21 protein-coding genes are annotated in these 22,534 nt (G+C 69.9%); 12 read left to right on the top strand and 9 right to left on the bottom strand.

What is annotated here, in order from left to right:
- Positions 1-11: 11 nt before the first annotated feature.
- The 3 genes from EV141_RS08050 to EV141_RS12500 all read right to left on the bottom strand — a co-directional run bounded on the left by EV141_RS08050 (position 12) and on the right by EV141_RS12500 (position 2,888).
- A complete protein-coding gene (locus EV141_RS08050) occupies positions 12-521 on the bottom strand; it encodes a DUF2510 domain-containing protein (RefSeq protein ID WP_198675526.1) in 510 nt (169 codons plus the stop codon).
- Between the two features lie 76 nt (positions 522-597).
- On the bottom strand, positions 598-2,058 hold the full coding sequence (locus EV141_RS08045; protein ID WP_130485461.1) for an MFS transporter: 1,461 nt from the start codon (positions 2,056-2,058) through the stop codon (positions 598-600).
- A gap of 56 nt (positions 2,059-2,114) precedes the next feature.
- Entirely contained in the window at positions 2,115-2,888 is a 774-nt protein-coding gene (locus EV141_RS12500) for a collagen-like protein (RefSeq protein WP_221625041.1), read from the bottom strand.
- 269 nt (positions 2,889-3,157) lie between these two features.
- Here EV141_RS12500 and dnaK point away from each other — a divergent pair, with 269 nt between their 5' ends.
- From dnaK to EV141_RS08020, 4 genes are read left to right on the top strand one after another with little or no spacing between them, the layout of a single operon-like run.
- Positions 3,158-5,023 carry a molecular chaperone DnaK gene (dnaK, locus tag EV141_RS08035; RefSeq protein ID WP_130485459.1) on the top strand — a complete coding sequence of 622 codons (1,866 nt, stop codon included), beginning with the start codon at positions 3,158-3,160 and terminating at the stop codon, positions 5,021-5,023.
- Positions 5,024-5,027: 4 nt separating this feature from the next.
- Positions 5,028-5,678: a nucleotide exchange factor GrpE gene (locus EV141_RS08030; RefSeq protein WP_130485458.1), complete on the top strand. Its 651-nt coding sequence runs from the start codon at positions 5,028-5,030 to the stop codon at positions 5,676-5,678.
- 8 nt (positions 5,679-5,686) lie between these two features.
- Positions 5,687-6,655 (top strand): DnaJ C-terminal domain-containing protein, encoded by a 969-nt coding sequence (locus EV141_RS08025; protein ID WP_130485457.1) that lies wholly within the window; start codon positions 5,687-5,689, stop codon positions 6,653-6,655.
- A gap of 33 nt (positions 6,656-6,688) precedes the next feature.
- The gene (locus EV141_RS08020; RefSeq protein ID WP_185740149.1) at positions 6,689-7,114 is read left to right on the top strand and encodes a heat shock protein transcriptional repressor HspR; all 426 of its coding nucleotides are present in this window, start codon (positions 6,689-6,691) and stop codon (positions 7,112-7,114) included.
- On the opposite strand, the gene EV141_RS08015 is transcribed toward EV141_RS08020, so the two are convergent.
- Complete coding sequence (locus EV141_RS08015; RefSeq protein ID WP_130485456.1) at positions 7,078-9,153, bottom strand: sensor histidine kinase; 2,076 nt, start codon at positions 9,151-9,153, stop codon at positions 7,078-7,080. The two genes, EV141_RS08020 and EV141_RS08015, sit on opposite strands and share 37 nt — an antisense overlap.
- A gap of 118 nt (positions 9,154-9,271) precedes the next feature.
- Between EV141_RS08015 and EV141_RS08010 the strand changes: the two genes are divergently transcribed.
- Positions 9,272-10,426, top strand: coding sequence for a class I SAM-dependent methyltransferase (locus EV141_RS08010; RefSeq protein ID WP_241969175.1), 1,155 nt, complete (start codon positions 9,272-9,274; stop codon positions 10,424-10,426).
- Between the two features lie 30 nt (positions 10,427-10,456).
- On the opposite strand, the gene EV141_RS08005 is transcribed toward EV141_RS08010, so the two are convergent.
- Entirely contained in the window at positions 10,457-11,119 is a 663-nt protein-coding gene (locus EV141_RS08005) for an NADPH-dependent F420 reductase (protein WP_241969174.1), read from the bottom strand.
- Positions 11,120-11,313: 194 nt separating this feature from the next.
- Between EV141_RS08005 and EV141_RS08000 the strand changes: the two genes are divergently transcribed.
- From EV141_RS08000 to EV141_RS07975, 6 genes are read left to right on the top strand one after another with little or no spacing between them, the layout of a single operon-like run.
- A complete protein-coding gene (locus EV141_RS08000; RefSeq protein ID WP_130485453.1) occupies positions 11,314-13,479 on the top strand; it encodes an ATP-dependent Clp protease ATP-binding subunit in 2,166 nt (721 codons plus the stop codon).
- A gap of 60 nt (positions 13,480-13,539) precedes the next feature.
- Positions 13,540-13,785, top strand: a complete 246-nt coding sequence (locus EV141_RS07995) for a hypothetical protein (RefSeq protein WP_130485452.1) — start codon at positions 13,540-13,542, stop codon at positions 13,783-13,785.
- A complete protein-coding gene (locus EV141_RS07990) occupies positions 13,782-14,195 on the top strand; it encodes a type II toxin-antitoxin system VapC family toxin (protein ID WP_130485451.1) in 414 nt (137 codons plus the stop codon). Before EV141_RS07995 ends, EV141_RS07990 begins: the two co-directional genes overlap by 4 nt.
- Positions 14,196-14,219: 24 nt before the next feature.
- Positions 14,220-15,962 carry a DNA-3-methyladenine glycosylase 2 family protein gene (locus tag EV141_RS07985; RefSeq protein ID WP_130485789.1) on the top strand — a complete coding sequence of 581 codons (1,743 nt, stop codon included), beginning with the start codon at positions 14,220-14,222 and terminating at the stop codon, positions 15,960-15,962.
- Positions 15,959-16,510 carry a methylated-DNA--[protein]-cysteine S-methyltransferase gene (locus EV141_RS07980; RefSeq protein WP_130485450.1) on the top strand — a complete coding sequence of 184 codons (552 nt, stop codon included), beginning with the start codon at positions 15,959-15,961 and terminating at the stop codon, positions 16,508-16,510. The genes EV141_RS07985 and EV141_RS07980 overlap by 4 nt, the downstream gene beginning before the upstream one ends.
- 31 nt (positions 16,511-16,541) lie before the next feature.
- Positions 16,542-17,594 carry a zinc-dependent alcohol dehydrogenase family protein gene (locus EV141_RS07975; protein ID WP_130485449.1) on the top strand — a complete coding sequence of 351 codons (1,053 nt, stop codon included), beginning with the start codon at positions 16,542-16,544 and terminating at the stop codon, positions 17,592-17,594.
- Positions 17,595-17,632: 38 nt separating this feature from the next.
- On the opposite strand, the gene EV141_RS07970 is transcribed toward EV141_RS07975, so the two are convergent.
- Positions 17,633-18,031: a PGPGW domain-containing protein gene (locus tag EV141_RS07970; RefSeq protein ID WP_198675525.1), complete on the bottom strand. Its 399-nt coding sequence runs from the start codon at positions 18,029-18,031 to the stop codon at positions 17,633-17,635.
- A gap of 505 nt (positions 18,032-18,536) precedes the next feature.
- On the opposite strand from EV141_RS07970, the gene erm reads away from it, so the two are divergent.
- Positions 18,537-19,265, top strand: coding sequence for a 23S ribosomal RNA methyltransferase Erm (gene erm, locus EV141_RS07965; protein WP_375880260.1), 729 nt, complete (start codon positions 18,537-18,539; stop codon positions 19,263-19,265).
- 28 nt (positions 19,266-19,293) lie between these two features.
- On the opposite strand, the gene EV141_RS07960 is transcribed toward erm, so the two are convergent.
- The 3 genes from EV141_RS07960 to EV141_RS07950 form a co-directional block, all read right to left on the bottom strand.
- Positions 19,294-20,367, bottom strand: a complete 1,074-nt coding sequence (locus tag EV141_RS07960) for a threonine aldolase family protein (protein ID WP_130485447.1) — start codon at positions 20,365-20,367, stop codon at positions 19,294-19,296.
- Positions 20,368-20,530: 163 nt separating this feature from the next.
- Positions 20,531-21,616 carry an ABC transporter permease gene (locus EV141_RS07955; protein WP_130485446.1) on the bottom strand — a complete coding sequence of 362 codons (1,086 nt, stop codon included), beginning with the start codon at positions 21,614-21,616 and terminating at the stop codon, positions 20,531-20,533.
- Positions 21,616-22,497: an ABC transporter ATP-binding protein gene (locus EV141_RS07950; protein ID WP_130485445.1), complete on the bottom strand. Its 882-nt coding sequence runs from the start codon at positions 22,495-22,497 to the stop codon at positions 21,616-21,618. The genes EV141_RS07955 and EV141_RS07950 overlap by 1 nt, the downstream gene beginning before the upstream one ends.
- Positions 22,498-22,534: the final 37 nt, after the last annotated feature.

Here is a 22,534-nt window from a genome sequence, read left to right as displayed (position 1 = left end):
ACAGACCGCACTCAGTACAGCTGGAACCCCATCAGCGCGTACGCCAGCAGGAACGACAGCGGCGTCGCTCCCAGCACGACCGCCACCGTGAGTGCCGCCACGGCCGACGCCCGGCCGCCGAGCCGGTCGGCGCGCTTCATGCCGCGGTAGCCGAAGATGATCGTCACCACGGCCGCGATCGAGGCGATCACGATCGAGCCGACGATGGTCGGCACGTCGGCGAAGCCCAGCCCGACCACTTCGGCGGTGGTGATCCACGCCTGCACGAAGAAGGTGACGAGCGTCGCGACGAGCCCGTAGCGGGCGATGCGCGCATCCAGGTTGGGGCCGGGCCAGAAGGCCCGCTTCCAGTTCGGGTCGAAGGCGGCGCCGGGCCGCGGGCTCTTGTGCGTCCAGCGGGTGAACTGCTGACCGTCCCACCAGCGCTCCCAGCCGTCGCGCTCGGGGTCGGGCTGCCAGCCGGGGCGGTTCGGGTTGTCCTCGTCGAGCTTGTCGACCGGCGCAGGCGGGTACATCGTCACGCCGATATTGTGCGCCCCGAATCCTGGATGCGCGACGCGCGTTCGTCACGCGCCCCGCGCATCCGAATCGCTGGCCTTACGCGTGCGGGGTGTGCGCCGCCGGGGCTTCGGGCCGCACGAACAGCATGAGCACGAAGCCGACGATGAGGATGAGCACGATGCCGAGCACGCCCCAGAGCGTGGCGTTGGTCGAGCCGAGCGCGGCAGCGAGGCCGATGAATCCGGCCCACGCCGCCGGAGCGAGGAAGCTCGCCGCGCGGCCCGTCGTCGCGTAGAGGCCGAAGATCTCACCCTCGCGGCCGACCGGCGTGACGCGGGCGAGCAGGGAGCGACTCGAGGCCTGCACGGGGCCGACGAACGCGGTGAGCGCGAGGCCGAACACCCAGAACACGATCACGCCGGCCGGTTCGAGCAGGAACACGAGCACGCCCGCAACGCTGAGTCCGGCAAGCGCGAAGAGGATGACCTTCCGCGCGCCGAAGCGGTCGTCGAATCGGCCGGCGATGATCGTCGAGACGCCCGCGATGAGGTTCGCCGCGATGCCGAAGATGATGACCTCCTGGTTGCTGAAGCCGTAGGCCACGGAGGCGAGGATCGCGCCGAAGGTGAACACGCCGGCGAGCCCGTCGCGGTAGACGGCCGCCGCGAGCAGGAACCAGAAGGTCTGGCGCGCGGTGCGGAACAGGTCGACCACGCTGCGGAACAGTTCGACGTAGGAGCGGAAGAAGTTGACGCGCTCGCGCCCCGGAGCCGGCGGCGCCTCGGGCACCGTGACGAAGATCGGGATCGCGAAGATCAGGGTCCAGAGGGCGCAGCCGAGGGCGATCACGCGGAACGGCATGCCGTTGTCGAGCGGCAGGCCGAAGAAGTCGAACGTCTGGGCGACGACCACGAGGATCATCGCGACGATGCCGCCGAGGTAGCCGAAGCCCCAGCCGAGGCCGCTGATGCGCCCGATGGTTGCCGGGGTCGACACCTGACGCAGCATGGCGTTGTAGTTAACGCCCGCGATCTCGCCGAAGACCGAGCCGACCGCGATGAGCATCGCGCCCCACCAGAAGAAGGCGGGCATGGCCTCGACGAAGAAGAGGCCAGCGGTGCAGGCGATCAGGAGGCCGGTGCCGATGCCGAGCCAGAGCTTGCGGTTGCCGGCGGCGTCGGAGCGCTGGCCGAGCACGGGGGCGATACCGGCGATGAGCAGGCCCGCGATGAGCGTGGCGACGCCGTAGTCGGCCGCCAGCTGGTCGATCGCGCGACGGAACTCGGGCGCATCCTCACCGAGCGCGACGATTTGCGGGTCGATGAACGCCTCGGACGTCAGGTACAGCGACGCGAAGACGAAGGTGAGGATGACCGTGTTGAACGGCTGCGTCGCCCAGTCCCACAGGGCCCACGACCAGACCTGGCGGCGGGGCACGCGGGCGTCGGCCGGGCCGCCGACCGTCGGCGCAACGCCGACGGCGCCCGTGCGGGCCACGGTGGGGGGAGCAGCGGGGTGGGAGTTCTCGACGCCATCGTCGAGCGGCTTCTCGCTCATGTGCTCACGCTACTGCCGCGCGGTAAACGCGGGGTTGCCGACGGGCCGCGCGTGCGTCACGGAGTGAGGTCGGCACACAGCACGCGGACAGTGGTGACCACACCGAAAACGGTTGAAGTGGACGTGAACCCGACGGTGAACGTCTCAGCGACTACCTGCGAACGCGTCACTGAAAACGCCGTCGCCGGAGACTCGCTGGTCGTCTCCCACCCGCCGGTCAGGGCGAGGTCACCCGCGTTGCAGCTCAGTTCGTACCGGAACTCTTGGCCTCCCTGCCACGCATCACCGGTAAGCCTCTCGGTGTTCACGTACGTCTCCCACGCGCTGCCCGCGGGCCCTTGCGGCCCGATTTCGCCCTGAGGGCCCTGCGGGCCGGGGACGCCTTGAGGGCCCTGAGGGCCTGCCTCACCCTGCGGGCCAGCTTCGCCCTGCGGGCCGGTTTCTCCCTGGGGTCCCATTTCGCCCTGCGGACCTCGCGGTCCGGGTGAGCCCGTGGCACCCTGCGGGCCGGTCGCACCGGTCGCACCCACGCTGCCGGCCGGGCCCCGCGGGCCGGGCGCGCCATCGGCCCCGTCGGCGCCGTCGGCCCCGTCAATCCCGTCCGCTCCGTCAGCGCCAGGCTCACCGGCCTCGCCCGCGATCGGGTTCTCGGCGAGATAGGCCTCGACTGCCGCTTGCAGAGCCGCATCGTCGAGTTCGCCGGTGGGTGTGCATCCGGCTGCGCCAACAGCGAGGAGCGCGACACCCGCGATGGCCAGTGGCCCGCGCCAGGCGGTACGACGCGAGCGCGCGACGGGGGTGGCGGGAGATGCGGTGGGGGTGGAGGGCATCATCGGCCTGCTTCCTGGCGGTCTCACGCCGTCGCGGCCGAGTCTAGGGTTGCGCCCACCGCCAGCGGAATAGCTGAGAGTTGAGTCAGCGTGACGCAAGTTTTGGCCCGCGAACTTGACAGCGTGCATCCCGAATCTCAAACTTGATATTGCGCGACTCAACCTTTGATCTCGACCCTGGGATCACTCGCGCCCCACGATCTTCCCGATCACACGCTTCACGATCTCGATCTCCCTGATCAGACAGAACAACCAGAAGGAGCACCACCATGGCTCGTGCCGTCGGCATCGACCTCGGAACCACCAACTCCGTCGTCTCCGTCCTCGAAGGTGGCGAACCCACCGTCATCGCCAACGCAGAAGGTTTCCGCACGACCCCCTCGGTCGTCGCCTTCACGAAGGACGGGGAGGTGCTCGTCGGCGAGACTGCGAAGCGCCAGGCCGTCACGAACGTCGACCGCACCATCGCTTCCGTCAAGCGCCACATGGGCACCGACTGGAAGAAGGAAATCGACGACAAGAAGTACACGCCGCAGGAGCTGTCGGCGCGTATTCTCGCGAAGCTGAAGCGCGACGCCGAGCAGTACCTGGGCGAGCCCGTCACCGACGCGGTCATCACCGTTCCCGCCTACTTCAACGACGCCGAGCGTCAGGCCACGAAGGACGCCGGCGAGATCGCCGGCCTCAACGTGCTGCGCATCATCAACGAGCCCACCGCGGCCGCCCTCGCCTACGGCCTCGACAAGGGCAAGGAGGACGAGCTGATCCTCGTCTTCGACCTCGGTGGCGGCACGTTCGACGTCAGCCTGCTCGAGGTGGGCAAGGACGACGACTTCTCGACCATCCAGGTGCGCTCGACCGCCGGTGACAACCGCCTCGGCGGTGACGACTGGGACGAGCGCGTCGTCGACTACCTCGCCAAGCGCTTCAAGGACTCGACCGGCGTCGACGTCTCGGGCGACAAGATCGCCAAGCAACGCCTCAAGGAGGCAGCCGAGCAGGCGAAGAAGGAGCTGTCGAGCTCGACCTCGACGAGCATCCAGCTGCCGTACCTCTCGCTCACCGAGAACGGCCCGGCGAACCTCGACGAGACGCTCAGCCGCGCCAAGTTCGAAGAGCTCACGAGCGACCTGCTCGAGCGCACCAAGAAGCCGTTCGAAGACGTGATCCGCGAGGCCGGCGTCAAGGTTGGCGACATCGCCCACGTCGTGCTTGTCGGTGGCTCGACCCGCATGCCCGCCGTGGCCGAAATGGTGAAGAAGCTCACCGGCGGCCAGGAGCCCAACAAGGGCGTGAACCCGGATGAGGTCGTCGCCGTGGGGGCCGCCCTGCAGGCCGGCGTGCTGAAGGGTGAGCGCAAGGACGTGCTGCTCATCGACGTCACCCCCTTGAGCCTCGGCATCGAGACCAAGGGCGGCATCATGACGAAGCTCATCGAGCGCAACACCGCGATTCCGACGAAGCGCTCGGAGACGTTCACGACCGCCGACGACAACCAGCCGTCGGTCGCGATTCAGGTGTTCCAGGGCGAGCGCGAGTTCACCCGCGACAACAAGAACCTCGGCACGTTCGAGCTGACCGGCATCGCGCCGGCGCCGCGCGGAATCCCGCAGATCGAGGTCACCTTCGACATCGACGCGAACGGCATCGTGCACGTGAGCGCGAAGGACAAGGGCACCGGCAAGGAGCAGTCGATGACGATCACCGGTGGCTCGTCGCTGCCGAAGGACGACATCGAGCGCATGGTGCGCGAGGCCGAAGAGCACGCCGAGGAAGACAAGAAGCGCCGTGAGGCCGCCGAGGTGCGCAACAACGCCGAACAGCTCGCCTACTCGATCGACAAGCTCATCAAGGAGAACGAGGACAAGCTGCCCGACGACGTGAAGACCGAGGTTCAGGCTGACGTCGACGCGCTCAAGACGGCGCTCGCCGGTGACGATGACGAGGCCGTGAAGACCGCCTTCGACAAGCTCAACGCCTCGCAGACGAAGCTGGGCGAGGCGATCTACGCCGCGTCGCAGGCCGACGCTGCCGGCGCAGAGGGCGCATCCGAAAACGCCGAGCCGTCGAAGGACGACGAGGACGTGGTCGACGCCGAGATCGTCGACGACGAAGACGACAAGGACAAGAAGTAGACCGATGTCGGCGAAAAAGCGCAAGAAGAACGGCGGCGAGCCCGACGACACGGGTGTCGACCACGGTGAGGCGGCCGGTGTCCCCGAGGACACCACTCCGCTCGCCGAGGATGGCGCCCCGACCGACGCGGAAACGGTCGACGATCTGATCGCGGCCGAGGATGCCGACGTGGAGGTCTCAGAGTCGGGCAACAGCCTCGACGCTGACATCGACCACATCCTCTCGGAGGCCGGTCAGGCCGAGATCGCCGAGTACCGCGACCGCGCCGCGCGCGCGGAGGCGGAGCTCGCGAACTTCCGCACCCGCGTCGAGCGCGACCGCGCCGCGAACCGCGAGGCCGTCATCGCCGAGGTGATCCGCAGCCTGCTGCCCGCCATCGACGACCTCGACCGTGCCCAACAGCACGGTGACCTCGAGGGCAGCCCGCTCGAGCTGGTGGCGCAGAAGCTGCGCGGCGGCTTCGAGAAGTACGGCCTGCGGCGCATCGGAGAGTTGGGCGAGCCGTTCGACCCGAACTTCCACGAGGCGATCGTGCAGCTGCCGAAGCCCGACGTCACCGCGAACGTGGTCGGCGACGTCATCGAGGTCGGCTACGCCCTCGGCGATCGGCTGGTTCGACCCGCGAAGGTGGCCGTCTTCACCCCCGAAGGCTAGGAGGCTCTGTGGCCAGCAACGACTGGTTCGAGAAAGACTTCTACGCCACGCTCGGCGTGCAGAAGGACGTCAGCGACGCCGAGCTGAAGAAGGTCTACCGCACGCTCGCGCGGCAGTATCACCCCGATTCCAACCCGGGTGATGCTGCCGCCGAGGCGCGGTTCAAGAGCATCAGCGAGGCGTACGCGGTGTTGAGCGACCCGCAGCAGCGGGCCGAATACGACCAGTTGCGCGCCATGGGCTCGGGTGCCCGCTTTTCGGCGGGCGGCTCGCCCGGCGGCTTCGAGGACGTCTTTGGGGGGATGTTCGGCGGGCCCTCGCGCGGACGCGCGTCTCAGGGCGGTTTCGAGGACATCTTCGGCGGCCTGTTCGGCGGGGGCGGCGGCTTCCCCGGCGGGGCGTCGACCGGATTCCGCGGGGGGCCGCAGAAGGGTCGCGACCAGACGGCCGAGGTCAGCCTCGAGTTCATGACGGCGGTGTCGGGTGACACGGTGACGCTCGAGCGCCAGGGCGGCCGACCGCTGACCGTCAAGGTGCCCGCGGGCGTCGCCGACGGCCAGAAGATTCGCCTCAAGGGCAAGGGCGAGGCCAGCATGACCGGCGGTGAGCCGGGCGACCTCGTGTTGACCGTGCGTGTGCGCCCGCACCCCGTCTTCGAGCGCGATGGGCTGAACCTGCGCGTCGACGTGCCGGTGACCTTCGTCGAGGCAGCCCTCGGCGCCACGATCGAGGTGCCGACGCTCGGCGGCGAACCGGTGCGACTGAAGGTCGCGCCCGGCACGCCGAGCGGCCGCGTGCTGCGCGTGAAGGGCCGCGGGGTCACGAGCGCGAAGGGCACGGGCGACCTGCTGGCGACCGTGCAGGTCGCGGTGCCGTCACACCTGAGCGCCGAGGCGCAGAAGAAGCTCGAGGCCTTCGCGAAGACTCTGCCCGATGAGAACCCCCGCGACGACCTGATCCTGCGGGCGCGCGGTTAGCCGCGCGTGCCGAGGCGGCCGAAGGAGGCGAGAATGACGACCGTGGACGAGAACACCCCGATGTTCGCGATTGCGGTCGCCGCCGAGCTCGCCGGGATGCACCCGCAGACCCTGCGGCAGTACGACCGCCTCGGCCTCGTCTCGCCCACCCGCACCGCCGGGCAGAGTCGCCGCTACTCGATGCGCGACGTCGTGCAGCTGCGCGAGATCGCGAGACTCTCGGCAGAGGGGTTGAATCTCGAGGGCATTCGCCGCATCCTCGAGCTCGAGAACGAGGTGCAGCACCTGCGCTCGCGCGTGCGCGAGCTGGAGGCGGCGCTCGCCGACGAGCTGCTGAAGAGCCCCGGTCGCCGCGTGTTCGCGGCGGGTGCTGAGGGTGAGGTCGTCTCGATCAAGGCCGGGACGCGCATCCAAAAATCGAATCAGCTGGTGGTCTGGCGACCGTTCCGTCGCAGCTGAATCGAGCCGGTCATCGGGCCGCTCGACGCGAGGGGCAGCTCGACGATGAAACGGGTGCCTCCGATCGGCGAGTCGTCGATCGTGATCGTGCCGCCGGCCGACTCGACGAGGGCCTTGACGATCGGCAGGCCGAGACCGGTGCCGGGCGTGGCCAGCTTTTCTTCGCTGGCCGATCGGTAGAAGCGGTCGAAGACGCGGTGGCGTTCGTCGGGGCTGATTCCCACGCCGGAGTCGTCAACCATGATGATCGCGCGGGGCCCGTGGGCGTTCGTGCTCACCCGCACGATGCCACCGCGGGGCGTGAACTTGATGGCGTTCGACAGCAGATTCGTCAGCACGCGCCCGAGGCTCAGGGGCTCGATGAGAACCTCGCGCCCGTCGGCGTGGAGGTCGGTATCGACCATGAGCCCGGCGCGTTCGGCGGCGACGGACTGTTCTTCTACCGCTTCGCCGACGAGAGCATCGAGGCGCGCTGAGCCCAGGTGCAGGTGCGTTTCGGGGCTCGCGAGGCGGCCGAGCTCCAACAACTGCTCGACCATGGCGGCGAGGCGGCGTGAGTTGCGGATGATGATTTCGGCGGCCTGTTTGGTCTCGTCAGGGCCTGTGTCGTCGATTTCCTCGGCAAAGCCCAGGATGCTCGTGATCGGCGTGCGCAGTTCGTGGCTGACGGCCGACACGAAGACGTCTTTCTGGCGCGCTAGCTCGCGCAGCTCGAGCGTGACGGCGCGCTCGCGTTCGAGGGTGCGGGCGAGCGCATCGCGCGCGGCGATGGTGTCAGTGATCTCGACGAGCTGGATGCCCACGGCCGACGCGACGTCGTCTTCGTGCAGCGCGTGGCCGGTCACGCTGGCGAACACCTGGTAGCTACGCCCCGTGTCGAGCGTGACCTCCTGTGTGAGGTCGTTTTGGGGGTGGTGCAGCCAGGCGTCGATGATCGGCTCGAGCCACCCGCCCTGTGCCATCTGGCGACCGACCTCGTTCGAGTCGACGATGTTCAGCTCGCCTTTCGGGGTGCGTCGTGCGACGAGGAATCCAACCTGTGCACCGATAAAGCCGCCCCGTAGTAGCACCGCCCGCCGCTCACGCTCATCGAGCAGCGCCTCGCGCTCGCTGCGACCGACGGCGAGAAACAGGGTCGTGATCGCGGCCGAAATCATGAATAGCTGGACGAGCAGCCCGGGGGTGGGCACATTCGTGATGGATAGGTACGGTCCGCCGACGAGCAAGAACAGCGAGGGAATCAGCAGCGCGATGGCGGCAAGCTGCACAACGACGTAGAGCGGGCGAAAGCGCGTGGCCGCCCAGGCGAACAAAGGGAACAGCAAAAACAGCAAGGGCACGGGTAACACCGGCGAGAACAAGATCGTTGCGACCGTGAGTGTGGCCGTGAACTGCGCCACACCTTCCATGATGCGAATGGGCTTGACCCGTAGCACCCGCCGAGACAGCGGAACGAGCGCAATCGGCACCATCAGCAGCAGCGCCGAGAGGTGAGAGAGCGTGAGGGCGATCGCGGTCGACACGATCGGCGCCCCGGCCAGCACGAACAGCGAGGTCGATCCCAGCAGTGCGAGGCTGAGGGCCCCCGCGACGCAGGCGACAAACAGCCGGCCCAGCCCGCGCACACCGTTGAGTCGCGCGTGTTCGCCGTGCCGGCCAACTATTGCGAGCACGACGCTGGCCTCGACGGTGAGAATCACAAGCGCGGCGATGGCGAACGACAGGGGTCGACCGGCCGCAAGGTTGGCGAGCACGCCCGTTAAGGCGATAACGCTCAGCGGGATCCACACCGGCCCACGGAACAACAGCGCGAATAGCACCCCGGTGCCGGCGGCCGGCCACCAGACCGCGGCACCTGTGCCGGCCGGGGGAATGATGATCAGCGACGCGACGCCGAGGCCAATCGTGAGCGAGGCCATTCCGACGGCGGTGACGTGGTGCATCCACCGCGGAGCCACGAGCAGGCGCTGGGCGGGATGCGGCGCCGAATACTGCGCCCCCGCATCGCGATCGGGCCGCGCCGACCGCTCACGCCTCATGGCGCGACAGTACTCCTGTGAACGGCGTTCACTCGACGCGACGCGTACCCCAGTTCGTGAGGCCCCCGTTTGCAGGTCGACGATGCGGTCGCGCCTAGACTCCCCGCGGAGGACCCGCGTGACCGACTCACCCGCCCACCCGGTCGACAGCCCGCTTGATGCGGTGTTCGCCCGGCTGCAGCCGCATGCCGACGCGGCGACATCCGGCCTGCGCGCGTTCGACGCCGCCGATCGCTACCTGCTCGACGAGGTCGTCGCGCGTCACCCGTCGCTGATGCGTGATCCGGATGCGCGCATCGCCGTGATCGACGACGCCCACGGCGCGCTGGTGGCCGGGCTGAATGCGCTCGGCGTGCGCCGCGCATCCGTTCATCAGGATTCGGTCGCGGCGCGGAACGCGACGGCGGCGAATCTCGCCCGGCTGGGTGCCGAGATCACCGTCGAGGCCCGGTCGTTGGACGAGGTGGCAGAGGGCGCGAGCCTCGTGCTGCTGCGTCTGCCCCGCTCGCTGGAGCGCCTCGACGCGATCGCCCGGGCCGTCGCGCGAGTCGTCGACCCGGCCGCCGTCGTCGTCGCGGGCAACATGCTGAAGCACATGACGCCGCGCCAGAACGCCGTACTCGAGGGCGCCTTCGCGCGGGTCGACGTGTCTCTCGCCCGCGGCAAAGCACGACTGCTGACGGCCACGGGCCCGCGGTCCGGTGTCGCCCCGGCCGAGCCCACTCGCACGCACGACAGCGAGCTCGGCGTCGACATCGTCGCCGTCGCCGGCACCTTCGCGGGCGCGAGCATCGATATCGGAACGCGCGCGCTGCTCGGCGCGCTCGACGGTCTACCGGATGCGCGGCTCGCCCTCGATCTCGCGTGCGGCTCGGGGGTGCTCGCCGTCGCGCTCGCCCGGCGCCTGCCCGGCGCGCACATCATCGCGTCGGACGTGTCGGCGGTCGCGGTCGAGAGCGCACGGCACACCGCGGCCGCGAACGGAGCCGAGGCCATCGAGGTGCGGCACGACGACGGGGCCGCGAGCCTTGCCGACGCGAGCGTCGACCTCGTGCTGCTGAATCCGCCGTTTCACGTGGGCGGCGCCGTCGCGACGGGCATCGCCCACCGGCTGATCGGCGAGGCGGCGCGGGTGCTGCGCCCCGGCGGCGAGCTGCGCTGCGTCTGGAACTCGTCGCTCGCCTACCGTCCAACGCTCGAACGCCTCGTCGGGCCGACCCGACAGCTCGCGCGCACGCGCAAGTTCACGGTGACGGCCTCGACGAGGCGCTGAGAGGGGTGCTGACCGCGAGGCGGCGTGCCGCTACATGTCGCGGTAGCGCTTCGCCTCTGCGAGCTTCGCCGCCAGCTCGTCGGCGGTGAGGCGCGGCCCGTAGCCCGGGGTGTCGCGCTGAATGCGCCAGCTGTCGGCCAGGGTTCCGCCGTCGACGGGGTCGAACCCGATCGCGTCGATCAGGGCCGAGACCCGCTGCTTGGCGGCCTCGTCGTCGGCATGCACGGTGAGCGCGCGACGGTGATCGGTGCCCGCGGGCTGCGCGTGTGTCGTGATCTCAACGGCGGGGATGTGGTTGAACGCCTTGACGAAGGTGCCGCCGTCGAAGTGCTGGGCCGTCCACTCGACGGTGGTCACGGTCTCGGCCTCGAGGGCCGCAATCTCGCCGTCGCGCTGGGGGTAGTAGTTGCCCGTGTCGATGACGATGCGCCCGTCGAACAGGTCGCGGGGCAGCGTCGGCACCTTGCCGAGTGGGATCGTGAGCACGACGATCTCGCCGGCCTTGGCGGCCTCGGTCACGGTCGACGCCGTGATCCGACCGAGCGCGGGGCTCGCGGTGATCTCGTTGACGAGTTCCGTCAGCGAGGCGGGGCCGCGCGAGTTGGCGATGACGACGTCGTGGCCGAGCGCCGTGAAGGCGCGAGCCAGCTGCGAGCCGATGTTTCCGGAACCGATGATGCCAATGGAAGTCATTCGAGCATCCAATCGGTGTCGTCTGATCGTCTCGTGAGTGCACCATCGGCGCGAGCCGAATGCGCGCGGTTCGGGTGGTCCCCAGAAAGCGGGGTGGCCAGCCATGGCGCATTCAGGAAGCGAGGCGTAAACTTGAGTCAACGCGACTCAACATTGTCGCGCCACCCACGTCTTCACGAAAGGCACACTCGCACATGGCGAACATGCAGGGCGCGCCGTCGAGCAACGGCGGCCGCGAGAAGTCAGCCCTCGAGCAGTACGGCGTCAACCTCACCGCGATCGCGGCCGCCGGAAAACTCGACCCCGTCATCGGCCGCGACGCCGAAATTCGCCGCGTCAGCCAGGTGCTGAGCCGGCGCACCAAGAACAACCCCGTGCTGATCGGCGAACCGGGCGTCGGCAAGACGGCCGTCGTCGAAGGCCTCGCCCAGCGCATCGTCGCCGGCGACGTGCCCGACTCGCTGAAAGACAAGCAACTGGTCTCGCTCGACCTGGCGGCCCTCGTCGCCGGTGCGAAGTACCGCGGCGAGTTCGAAGAGCGGCTGAAGGCCGTGCTGAAAGAGATCGACGAGTCAGACGGCCGCGTCATCACCTTCATCGACGAGCTGCACACGCTCATGGGCGCGGGCGGCGGCGAGGGCTCGGTCGCGGCCGCCAACATGCTGAAGCCCATGCTGGCCCGCGGTGAGCTGCGACTCATCGGCGCGACGACGCTCAACGAGTACCGCGAGCACATCGAAAAGGATGCGGCGCTTGAGCGTCGCTTCCAGCAGGTGTATGTGGGCGAGCCCACCGTCGAAGACACGGTCGCGATTCTGCGCGGGCTCAAGGAACGCTACGAGGCGCATCACAAGGTGGCGATCGCGGACAGCGCGCTCGTCGCGGCCGCGACGCTCTCGAACCGCTACATCACGAGCCGCCAGCTGCCCGACAAGGCGATCGACCTCGTCGACGAGGCGGCCAGCCGACTGAAGATGGAGATCGAGTCGAGCCCCGTCGAGCTCGACGAACTGAAGCGCGCCGTCACACGCCTTGAAATCGAAGAGCTGGCGCTGAAGAAGGAGAAAGACGACGCGTCGAAGGCGCGCCTCGAGACGCTGCGCGCAGAACTCGCGCAGAAGAGCGCCGCCCGTGACGAGCTCGAGCGCGCGTGGGCGGCCGAGAAGCTCGCCCTGAACGCGGTCGGTGATCTGAAGGAGCGCCTCAACAGCGCCCGCATCCAGCTCGACCTCGCGATTCGCGACGGCCGCTACGAAGAGGCCTCGCGCCTCGAACACGAGACGATCAAGAAGATCGAAAAGCAGCTGCTCGATGCCGAACACATCGAGCAGCGCCCGCGCATGGTCAACGACCAGGTGACCGATGAGGACATCGCGAGCGTCGTGGCCGCGTGGACGGGCATCCCCGTCGACAAGCTCACGCAGGGCGAGACCGAGAAGCTGTTGAACCTCGAGGGCGAGCTCGGCAAGCGCATCATCGGTCAGCGGGATGCGGTCGTCGCTGTCAGCGAGGCGGTGCGCCGCACGCGCGCGGGCATCTCCGACCCCGACCGGCCGACGGGTTCGTTCCTGTTCCTCGGCCCGACCGGCGTCGGCAAGACGGAGCTCGCGAAGGCACTCGCCGACTACCTGTTCGACGACGAGAAGGCGATGATTCGCATCGACATGAGCGAGTACGGCGAGAAGTTCGCCGTGTCGCGGCTCATCGGCGCCCCTCCCGGCTATGTCGGCTACGAGCAGGGCGGCCAGCTGACGGAGGCCGTGCGGCGGCGCCCGTATTCGGTGATCTTGCTCGACGAGGTCGAGAAGGCGCACCCCGAGGTGTTCGACCTGCTGCTGCAGGTGCTCGACGACGGGCGGCTCACCGATGGGCAGGGGCGCACGGTCGACTTCCGCAACACGATCCTGATCCTCACCTCGAACCTCGGCTCGCAGGCGTTGATCGACCCGACGCTCGACTGGGACACGAAGGTGGCCGCCGTGAACGACATGGTGCGCCAGGCGTTCAAGCCCGAGTTCGTGAACCGCCTCGACGACATCGTCGTGTTCTCGACGCTGTCGACGGATGACCTCGGCCAGATCGTGTCGCTGCAGGTCGACCGGCTCGAGCAGCGGCTCGCGCAGCGCCGCCTGCAGCTTGCCGTCACCCCGGATGCGCGCGGCTGGCTCGCGGAACGCGGCTACGACCCGATCTACGGGGCGCGCCCGCTGCGCCGGCTCATGCAGCACGAGATCGACGACCGGCTGGCGCGGGCGATTCTGTCGAACCAGATCACGGACGGCGACGTCGTGCGCGTGCACGTCGACCCTGAGAAGGGTGCGTTGACGGTGGACCGCATGGAGGACGTGCCGACGCTGTAGGGCGTGATTAGTGCGTGAGGATGCATGCATAAATGCATGCATGTGTGTCACCATGGGCGCATGGTCGCCATTCAAATTCGTAATGTCTCGGAAGCGTCGCGCGATGTCCTCGCGCGAGAGGCCAAGCGACGCAACACCTCGCTGCAGGAATTGCTGCGCGAGGTGGTCGAGCGCGAAGCGGCGAACGCGCGTCGACGCGAGTGGCTCGACGAACGCCGTTCTGACGCGAACCGTGACCGGCCAAGCGTGGGGCTCGACCTCATCGTCGAGATGATCCAGCAGGTCCGAGAAGCGCGCGGCGCGTGATCGTTCTCGATGCGTCCGTGCTCGTGGCCGTGCTCGTCGATGACGACGCGGACTCCACCGATGTGGCGCTGCAACGAATGCGGGACGACCTGCACTGGGTCGTTCCCGAGCACGCCCTCATCGAGACGGTGCACGCCCTGCGCGGACTCATGCTGGCGGGGAAGATCTCGCGTCAGCAGCTCGACGACCACACGCAGACCCTGGTCGACTGGGCTCTGGACGCATGGCCAACCATTCCGCTCTTGCCTCGCGTGCTCGAGTTGGCTCACAACGTGTCCGCGTACGACGCGGCGTACATTGCCCTCGCCGAGGACCTGAGCGCAGCGCTCATCACCGGCGATCAGCGACTGACGCGAGTTCCCAGCGTGCGCTGTTCCATCGTGCACATCGCCATGTCCGATTCCCGCTAGACGCGGGGCTGGATGCGCGATGGAATGGTGCGCGTGACCCCGACCAGCGCGCCCGCATCGCGCGCACGCAGCCGCCCGCGCGCGAACGCGACGGGCGCGCGGTGGCGCCACGGGCATCCGGGTTTCGCGGAGCGCTACCGGGCGATCGCCTCGCGCGACGCCCGCTTCGACGGGCAGTTCGTCACGGCCGTCGCTTCGACCGGCATCTACTGCCGCCCCTCGTGCCCGGCGCGCACGCCGCGGGAGACGGGCGTGGCGTTCTTCGCCACGTCAGCCGCCGCGCACGAGGCGGGCTACCGGGCGTGCAAGCGGTGCCTGCCGGAGGCAACGCCGGGCAGCCCAGAGTGGGACTGGCGCGGCGACGTGGCGGGCCGCGCGATGCGCCTCATCACCGATGGCGTCGTCGACCGCGAGGGCGTCGGGGGCCTGGCCGCGCGGCTCGGCTACAGCCCGCGGCACCTCACCCGGCTGCTGACCGCCGAGCTCGGGGCCGGCCCGCTGGCCCTCGCGCGCGCCCGCCGCGCCCAGCTGGCTCGAGCGCTCATCGTCGGCACCCCGCTGCCGCTCGCCGACGTCGCGTTCGCCGCCGGATTCGGCTCGGTGCGCCAGTTCACCGACACGGTGCGCGAGGTGTTCGCGGTGACGCCGAGCGAGCTGCGGGCGCGGGCTGCAGCCCGGGGGAGTGGGGGAGGGGCAGCCGTCCACCTCGCTGACGGCGGCGACGGCACCACCACCGCGGGCCCGCTGGTCTCCGTCACGCTCACCCTCCCCGTGCGCGCCCCGTTCGACGCCCCCGGCGTCTTCACCTACCTCGCCGCGCGCGCCATCGCCGGGGTCGAGCTGGCTGACCTCGACCTCGCCGCCGGGCTCCTGCGATTCGCCCGCACGGTCGCCCTGCCCCACGGCCCCGCCGTCATCGACGTCACGGCAACGCGCGCGTCGGGCTCGTCACGAGCCCCCGGCGCATCCCCCGCGGAGCCCGTCCCCTGGGCGCTCAGCCTGCGCCTCGCGCTCACTTCGCTCGCCGACGTCGCCGTCGGCGTTGCGCGGGCGAGACGGATGCTCGACCTCGATTCCGACCCCCTCGCCGTCGATGAGGCGCTCGCCCGCGACCCCCGGCTCGCGCCGCTCGTGGCGGTGACGCCGGGCATCCGGGTGCCGGGCACGGCGGATCCGCCTGAGCTGCTCGTGCGCACCATCGTCGGCCAGCAGATCTCGGTGGCCGCGGCACGCACGCACCTCGGGCGCCTGGCGGCGGCAGTCGGAGAGCCCGTCGACACGGGAGTGCCCGGCCTCGACCGCCTCTTCCCCACCCCGGCGGCGATCGCCGCGCTGCTCGCACAGCACGATCCCTCCGACCCGGCCCGCCCCCTCCGGCTTCCCGCCCGCCAGGTCGACACGGTTGCCCGCGTCGCCACGGCCCTCGCCTCGGGTGAGCTCGCCCTCGACCTCGGCGACGACCCGAGTGCTCTCGCCGCACGCCTCGAAGCCCTCCCCGGGCTTGGGCCCTGGACGGCCCGCTACGTCGCCATGCGCGTCACCGGCACACCCGACGCGTGGATCCCCGGCGACGTCGCCCTGCTCGCCGGCGCCCGCGCGGCCGGCGTCGTGCCCGGAGACCTCCCCCGCCCCGCCGCGTTCCGCCTGCTCGCCGCCGAGGCCGACGGCTGGGCGCCCTGGCGCTCGTACGCGGCCGCGCACCTGTGGCGGGCCGCCCTCGAGGGCGCGCCCGCGCATCCTGAACCACCCCGAAAGGACACCCCATGACCGCCGCAACCCGCACCGCCGCGAGCGCCCGCACGATCGACACGCCCGACGGCCCCTTCACCGCCATCGCGGGCGAGGATGCCGTCATCGCCTCCGGCTGGACGGCGGGCGTCGCCGAGCTGGTCCCCCTCATCCATCGCAGCCTGCGCCCCGCCGATGCCGATGCACTCGCGGCCGGCGAGCTCGGATCGGACGCCAGCCGCGCCACCCTCGCCGCCGCCCTCGCCGCCGTCGAGGCCTTCTACGACGGCGACGTCACCGCCCCCGACGCGGTCGCGGTGCGCCAGCGCTCGGGCGAGTTCCTCGAGGCGACGTGGCGGGCCATGCGCGGCATCCGCCCGGGCGACCCCGTGACGTACGCCGAGCTGGCCGCCCTCGCCGGACGCCCTGCAGCAGCGCGCCCCGCGGCCTCCGCCTGCGCCATGAACGCCGCCGCGCTCTTCGTGCCGTGCCACCGCGTGCTGCGCACGGGCGGGGGGCTCGGCGGGTTCCGCTACGGTCTCGCCATCAAGCAGAGCCTGCTCGACCGCGAAGCCCGCACCCAGTAACCGCCCACGCCGCGCCGATAGCGTTCCCCGCATGCGTGCCACGGTCATCCACGGAACCCGCGATATCCGCCTCGAAGAAGCTCCCCGCCCGACGCTCGCCGGCACCGGCCGTGACGCGATCGTGCGGGTCGTCGCCGCCTGCATCTGCGGCAGCGACCTGTGGCCGTACCGCGGCGTGACCGAAACGGCCGAGCCGAAGCGCATCGGCCACGAATTCGTGGGCGTCGTCGAGGAGGTCGGCGACGGCGTCACCGGCGTCGCACCCGGCGACTTCGTCATCGCGCCGTTCTACGACTGCGACATGACGTGCGCGCACTGCCAGAACGGCGTGAGCCCCTCGTGCCAGAACAGCAACTGGTGGGGCCGCGACGACCGCGACGGCCACTTCGCTGACGGCGCCCAGGGCGAGTTCGTGCGCGTGCCGACCGCCGACGGCAGCCTCACGGTCGTGCCCGGCCCAATCGACGACGCGATGGTGCCGCACCTCCTCACCCTCAGCGACGTGATGGGCACGGGCTGGCACGCCGCCGTCTCGGCGGGGGTCGCGCGCGGCTCAACGGTCGTCGTCGTTGGCGACGGAGCCGTCGGCCTCTGCGGCGTCATCGCCGCCCAGCAGTTGGGCGCCGCACGCATCATCGCCATGTCGCGCCACGCCGACCGGCAGGCGCTGGCCCGCGAGTTCGGCGCGACTGACATCGTCGCCGAGCGCGGCGACGCGGGCATCGAGGCGATCATGCGGCTCACCGACGGTCTCGGCGCCGACAGCGTGCTCGAGTGCGTCGGCACGGCCGAGTCGATGGATCAGGCCATCCGCGCCGCCCGCCCCGGCGGCCGCGTCGGTTACGTGGGGGTGCCGCACGGCGGCGCCGAGCTGCCGATTCGCACGCTGTTTTCGCGCAACGTCGGCGTCGCCGGGGGCATCGCCCCCGTGCGCAACTACGTGGATGCTCTGCTGCCGCTCGTTCTCGACGGCACGATCCAGCCCGGTCGCGTCTTCGACCGGGAGCTGCCGCTCGACGAGGTCGTAGAGGGCTATCGCCTGATGGACGAGCGCGAGGCGATCAAGGTGCTGCTGCGCCCGTAGCGCCCCTCGCGCCCGACGGTGGCGCGGCCCCGGCGCGACTACTGCGCGCGGTACGGGCGCTGTTCGCGGGCCGCTCGCCGCGCATCCCGTCGCCGGGTCGCCGCGGCCGCGGCCGCCTTGGCGGCGCGCACGGCGTGATCATTGAGCTTGCGCGCCTTCTCGCTCTCGGTGCCGAGAATGGCGAGGCCGCCGAGCGCGATGAGCGTGCCGGGGCCGGGCAGCGGCATGAGCACAACGCCGAGCCCGACGGTCGTGCCGCCGACGACCTTGACGCCGGTGCGGTAGGCCTTGTCGAGCCCGGGGCGCTGGCGAATCGCCTCGCGCACGGCCGCGGCCCGTCCGCGCACGGGGGCCGACCGGCGGGCGTCGTCGGCCTGCTCGTAGCCGGGCTCGCCGGGGCGCAGAATGCGCTGCTGGCCGGGTGATTCAGTGCTCACCCGGCCAGTGTGCGCCGCGACGCTTGGAGCGTGCTGACGCGATACTTCGGTGCTGCTGCTCAGCTCAGCAGCACGGTCCGCTGCCGCAACAGCCGTCGAGGTTCGACATCACGCACCTCCTTATATCGATGGTCGTCTATGAATAGGATTATCCTGAGGCAAAACATTGATGAATGTCAATGCCTTAGGTCGCGGCCAAAGGATGCTGCGCGCACCTTGGACACCTATCGGCGCCTGCTACCGTGGGCTGTATGGCATCGTTCATGTTGATTCGGTTGCGCCGCCGCTAACGGCGAGCACGCGACCTCCCCACTGACGACCGCTTCGCACCCGAAGCGACTCCGCGTTGCTCGACCGTTCTTTGGTCTCTGCGCCGGCCTCTCTGTGCCGTGCGCCACACCTTCGGACTTGTGGAGCAACCATGCCTCGTTCTCGCCATCGCCCCCGCCACCCCAATGCACGCGCTCGAACCGACCGCGAGCGACCCCCTCAGCGCACCCATGACCTGGGTCAAAACGATCTCGTCGATACCGCGGTCGTGCGCGATGTCGTCGCAGCAATCATCGATCGGCGCGGCGCCATCGTCGAACTCGCCGCCGGGACTGGGCGCATTACGGTTCCCCTCGCGCGGCTCGGGCGACCCCTGACTGCCGTCGAGCTCGATCCCCGACGCATCTCCGCGCTTCGACGTCGCGTCGGCGCCAGCGTTACCGTTCGCCACGATGACCTGCTGACGACCCCGCTGCCGCGGAGCCCGCACGTCATGGTCGCGAACCTGCCGTTTCATCTGACGACGGCCGCCCTTCGACGACTGCTCTCCGAACCCGCGTGGACTCGCGCTGCGCTCATCGTGCAGTGGGAGGTGGCCCGCCGGCGCGCCGGCATCGGCGGTGCCAGCCTGCTCACCGTCAGCTGGTGGCCCTGGTTCGACTTCGCTGTGCATCGACGGATTCCGTCGACGGCGTTTCGCCCGCGCCCCGCTGTCGATGCGGCGCTGCTCGTGATCGATCGCCGCAGTATTCCGCTTGTTCCTCACAAGGAACGCGTTCAGTTTCAGCGCTGGGCCGCGGCGATCTTCGCCGTTCCCGGAGATGCGGTCACGGCGACCGCCCGCGTTGAGCGGCTGACCCGCCGACGAGCGCGCGAGCGATGCGTGCGCCTGGAGATCGACCCATCACGCCCCGTATCTCGCATCACCGCGCACCAGTGGGCCAGGTTGTGGGAGGCCCGCTGAGTGAGGGTGCCCGCCCCCGCGGCGCCCCCTACCGGGTCAGCTCGTGGTGCACGACGCGTAGGAACGCGTCAATGTCGTCGGCGCTCGTGTCGAAGGCGCACATCCAGCGCACCTCGCCGCGGGCGCGATCCCAGTCGTAGAAGCGGAACTTCTCGCGAATGCGGTCGGCGACCGCGTTGTCGAGCAGCGCGAACACGGCGTTCGCCTGCGTGTCGTGGCTAAAGCCCAGCGAGCCGGCCGGCACCTCGCCGCCGTCGACCATCCGCTCAAGCCCGGCCCGCAGGCGCGCGGCCATCGCGTTGGCGTGCCGCGCCGATCGCAGCCCGAGGTCGTCTTCGAACAGGGTGAGCAGCTGCGCCGAGATGAAGCGCATCTTGCTGGCCAGCTGCATGTTCATCTTGCGCAGGTAGGTGAGCCCGGGCGCGCGCTCGGGGTTGATGACGACGATCGCCTCAGCGCCGAGCAGCCCGTTCTTCGTGCCGCCGAGCGACAGCACGTCGACGCCCGCCTCCGCGGTGAACGCCGAGAGCGAGGTGCCAAGCGACGCGGCGGCGTTCCAGACGCGGGCACCGTCGAGGTGCAGCGCCATGCCGTTGGCGTGCGCGTGCTCGGCGATGGCGCGCACCTCGTCGGGGGTGTAGACAGTGCCGACCTCGGTGGTGTTGGTGATGCTGACGGCGAGCGGCTGTGCGCGGTGCTCGTCGCCCCAGCCCCACGCCTCGGTGTCGATGAGCTCGGGCGTGAGCTTGCCGTTGTCGGTGGGCACCGTGAACAGTTTCAGGCCACTGACCCGCTCAGGCGCCCCACCCTCGTCGGTGTGAATGTGCGCAACGCCGCTCGCGATCACGGCGCCCCAGCGCGGCATGAGCGCAGTCAGCGACAGCACGTTGGCACCGGTGCCGTTGAACACGGGAAACACCTCGGCCTGCTCACCGAACTCGGCGCGCACCACCTCGGCGAGCTTCGCCGTGTAGTCGTCTTCGCCGTAGGCGATCTGGTGGCCGTCGTTCGCGTCGGCGATCGCGGCGAGCACCTCGGGGTGCACCCCCGCGTAGTTGTCGCTGGCGAATCCACGGCGGGAGGTGTCATGCAGTCGGCTCACGCGCCCATTCTCCCACCCGGATGCGCGCACCCAGACAGCGCCGACCGCCCCGATCGCGCAATTTTCGTGCGCAGAAACGCGGATGCGCGGGGCGCGCCGTCCGTGACGGCCCCGCCCCGCGCATCCCGATTCGCGCGATTATCGGTCGATCGACCCGCCGCACCTAGCCCTTCAGCGCCTCGCTGAGCTTCACGCGGGCTCCAGTGCGCAGCAGCGAGTTTTCGTAGATGCGCGCACCGAGGGCAACGACGATCACCGCCGTCACGGCGAGCACCGCGAGTGACAGCAGCGGCTCCCACCACTGCGCTTGCTCGAGGAAGATGCGCATCGGCATCGCCACGGGCGCCGAGAACGGCACGTACGACATGGTCGTGAGCGCCACGGAGTTGTCGAAGAAGAACACCACCAGGAAGTACGGGATCATCACGAGGTACGTCACGGGGGTGAGCACGGCGCCGGTGTCCTCCATGCGCGAGACGAGCGACGCGCTCGACGCGAACATGGCGGCCAAGAGCACGAACCCCACGGCGAACAGCGCGATGAACCAGCCGACGGCCGGGCCGAGGTCGGCGGCCAGCACGTCTTGGCCCGTCAACACGAGCCCAAGCGCGGCGAGCCCCGCGATGGCGATGATCTGGCCGAAGGCGAGGATCGAGTTGCCGACGACCTTCCCCGCGAGCAGCGCGCGGGCCGAGATGGCCGACAGCAGGATCTCGACGACGCGCGTCTGCTTTTCTTCGACCACGCTCTGCGCGATGGTGCCGCCGAAGGTGATCGCTGACATCAGGAAGACGAGCCCGAAGCCGAACGCCACGAGCGACAACAGGCCGTACGGCAGGCTCGGCTCTTCCAGCAGGCGAATGTCGGGTGCGATCGAGAGCGCGGCAACGATGCCGCCCGGGGCTTCGTCGAGGGCCACGACTTCGAAAGGCACGGCCGCGTCTCCTTCGAGCGACACGACGGCCGCGTCGACCTCACCGTCGCGCACGAGCTGCTCGGCGTCGGCGATCGTGTCGGCCTCGACGAGTTCGTAGCCAGGCAAGTCGGCCACGACGTCGCTCGCGGCGCCCACCGCGGCGACCGGCGTATCTGATGCCGTGCGCGCGATGAAGCCCGTCACGAGGATCGATCCGAGCACGATCGCAAACAGGATCAGTGTCGAGATGATGAACGACTTCGAGCGCAGGCGCTGGGTGACCTCGCGCCCGGCGACGAGGAAGACGGATTCACGGAAGCTGGCGGCATTCATCACTGCACGACCTCTCGGAAGATTTCGGTCAGGGTGGGGCGGCGGCGCCCGAAGCGCTGCACGCTGTCGGTGCTCGTAGCGCGCTGCAGCACGGCCTGCGCGGAGGCGGGGTCGGCGTCGAACACCACGTGGTCGCCGTCGAACTCGATGACCTGCACGCCCGTCGCGGTGCGCACCCAGCCCGCGTCGCCATCGACGGTGAGCTCCCAGCGCGAGCCGGCATTGCGCTCGCGCAAGTCATCGCGACTGCCAGCGGCGAGAATACGCCCGCCGCCGATCACGACGATGTCGTCGCAGAGCCGTTCGACAACATCCAGCTGGTGGCTGGAAAACAGCACGGGCACGCCGCGCGCGGCGAACTCGCTGAGCACGCCCAACACCGTCTCAACCGCCATCGGGTCGAGGCCCGAGAACGGCTCGTCGAGCACGAGCACGTCGGGGTCGTGCACGAGGGCTGCGGCGATCTGCGCGCGCTGCTGGTTGCCGAGCGACAGCTTCTCGACCGGGTCGTTGCGGCGCTCGGTGAGCTCGAGGCGGTCGATAAGTTCGTCGGCCCGGGCGGCGGCGTCGGCCGCGCGCACCCCCCGCAGGCGCGCGAGGTAGACGAGCTGCTCGTGCACCCGCATCTTCGGGTAGAGGCCGCGCTCTTCGGGCATGTAGCCGAAGCGGCGGCGGCCGGCCGCATCCAGCGGTGCGCCGTTGAGGTTCACGGTTCCGGCGTCGGAGCCGAGCACGCCGAGGATGATGCGCATGGTCGTCGTCTTGCCGGCCCCGTTGCCGCCGACGAAGCCGGTCAGTCGGCCTCCGCCGACCGTGAAGCTGACGTCGTCGACCGCGAGCCGGTCACCGAACGATTTGGTGATGCCGTCGAGCTGAAGCATGTGTCGCCCCTTTCGTTGGGCTCAACGCTACGAAGGG

The organism is Microcella putealis (genome assembly GCF_004216575.1).
GTDB lineage: Bacteria > Actinomycetota > Actinomycetes > Actinomycetales > Microbacteriaceae > Microcella > Microcella putealis.
Note: the sequence above shows the minus strand (reverse complement) of the source record. Positions and strands in the feature narration are given on the sequence as shown.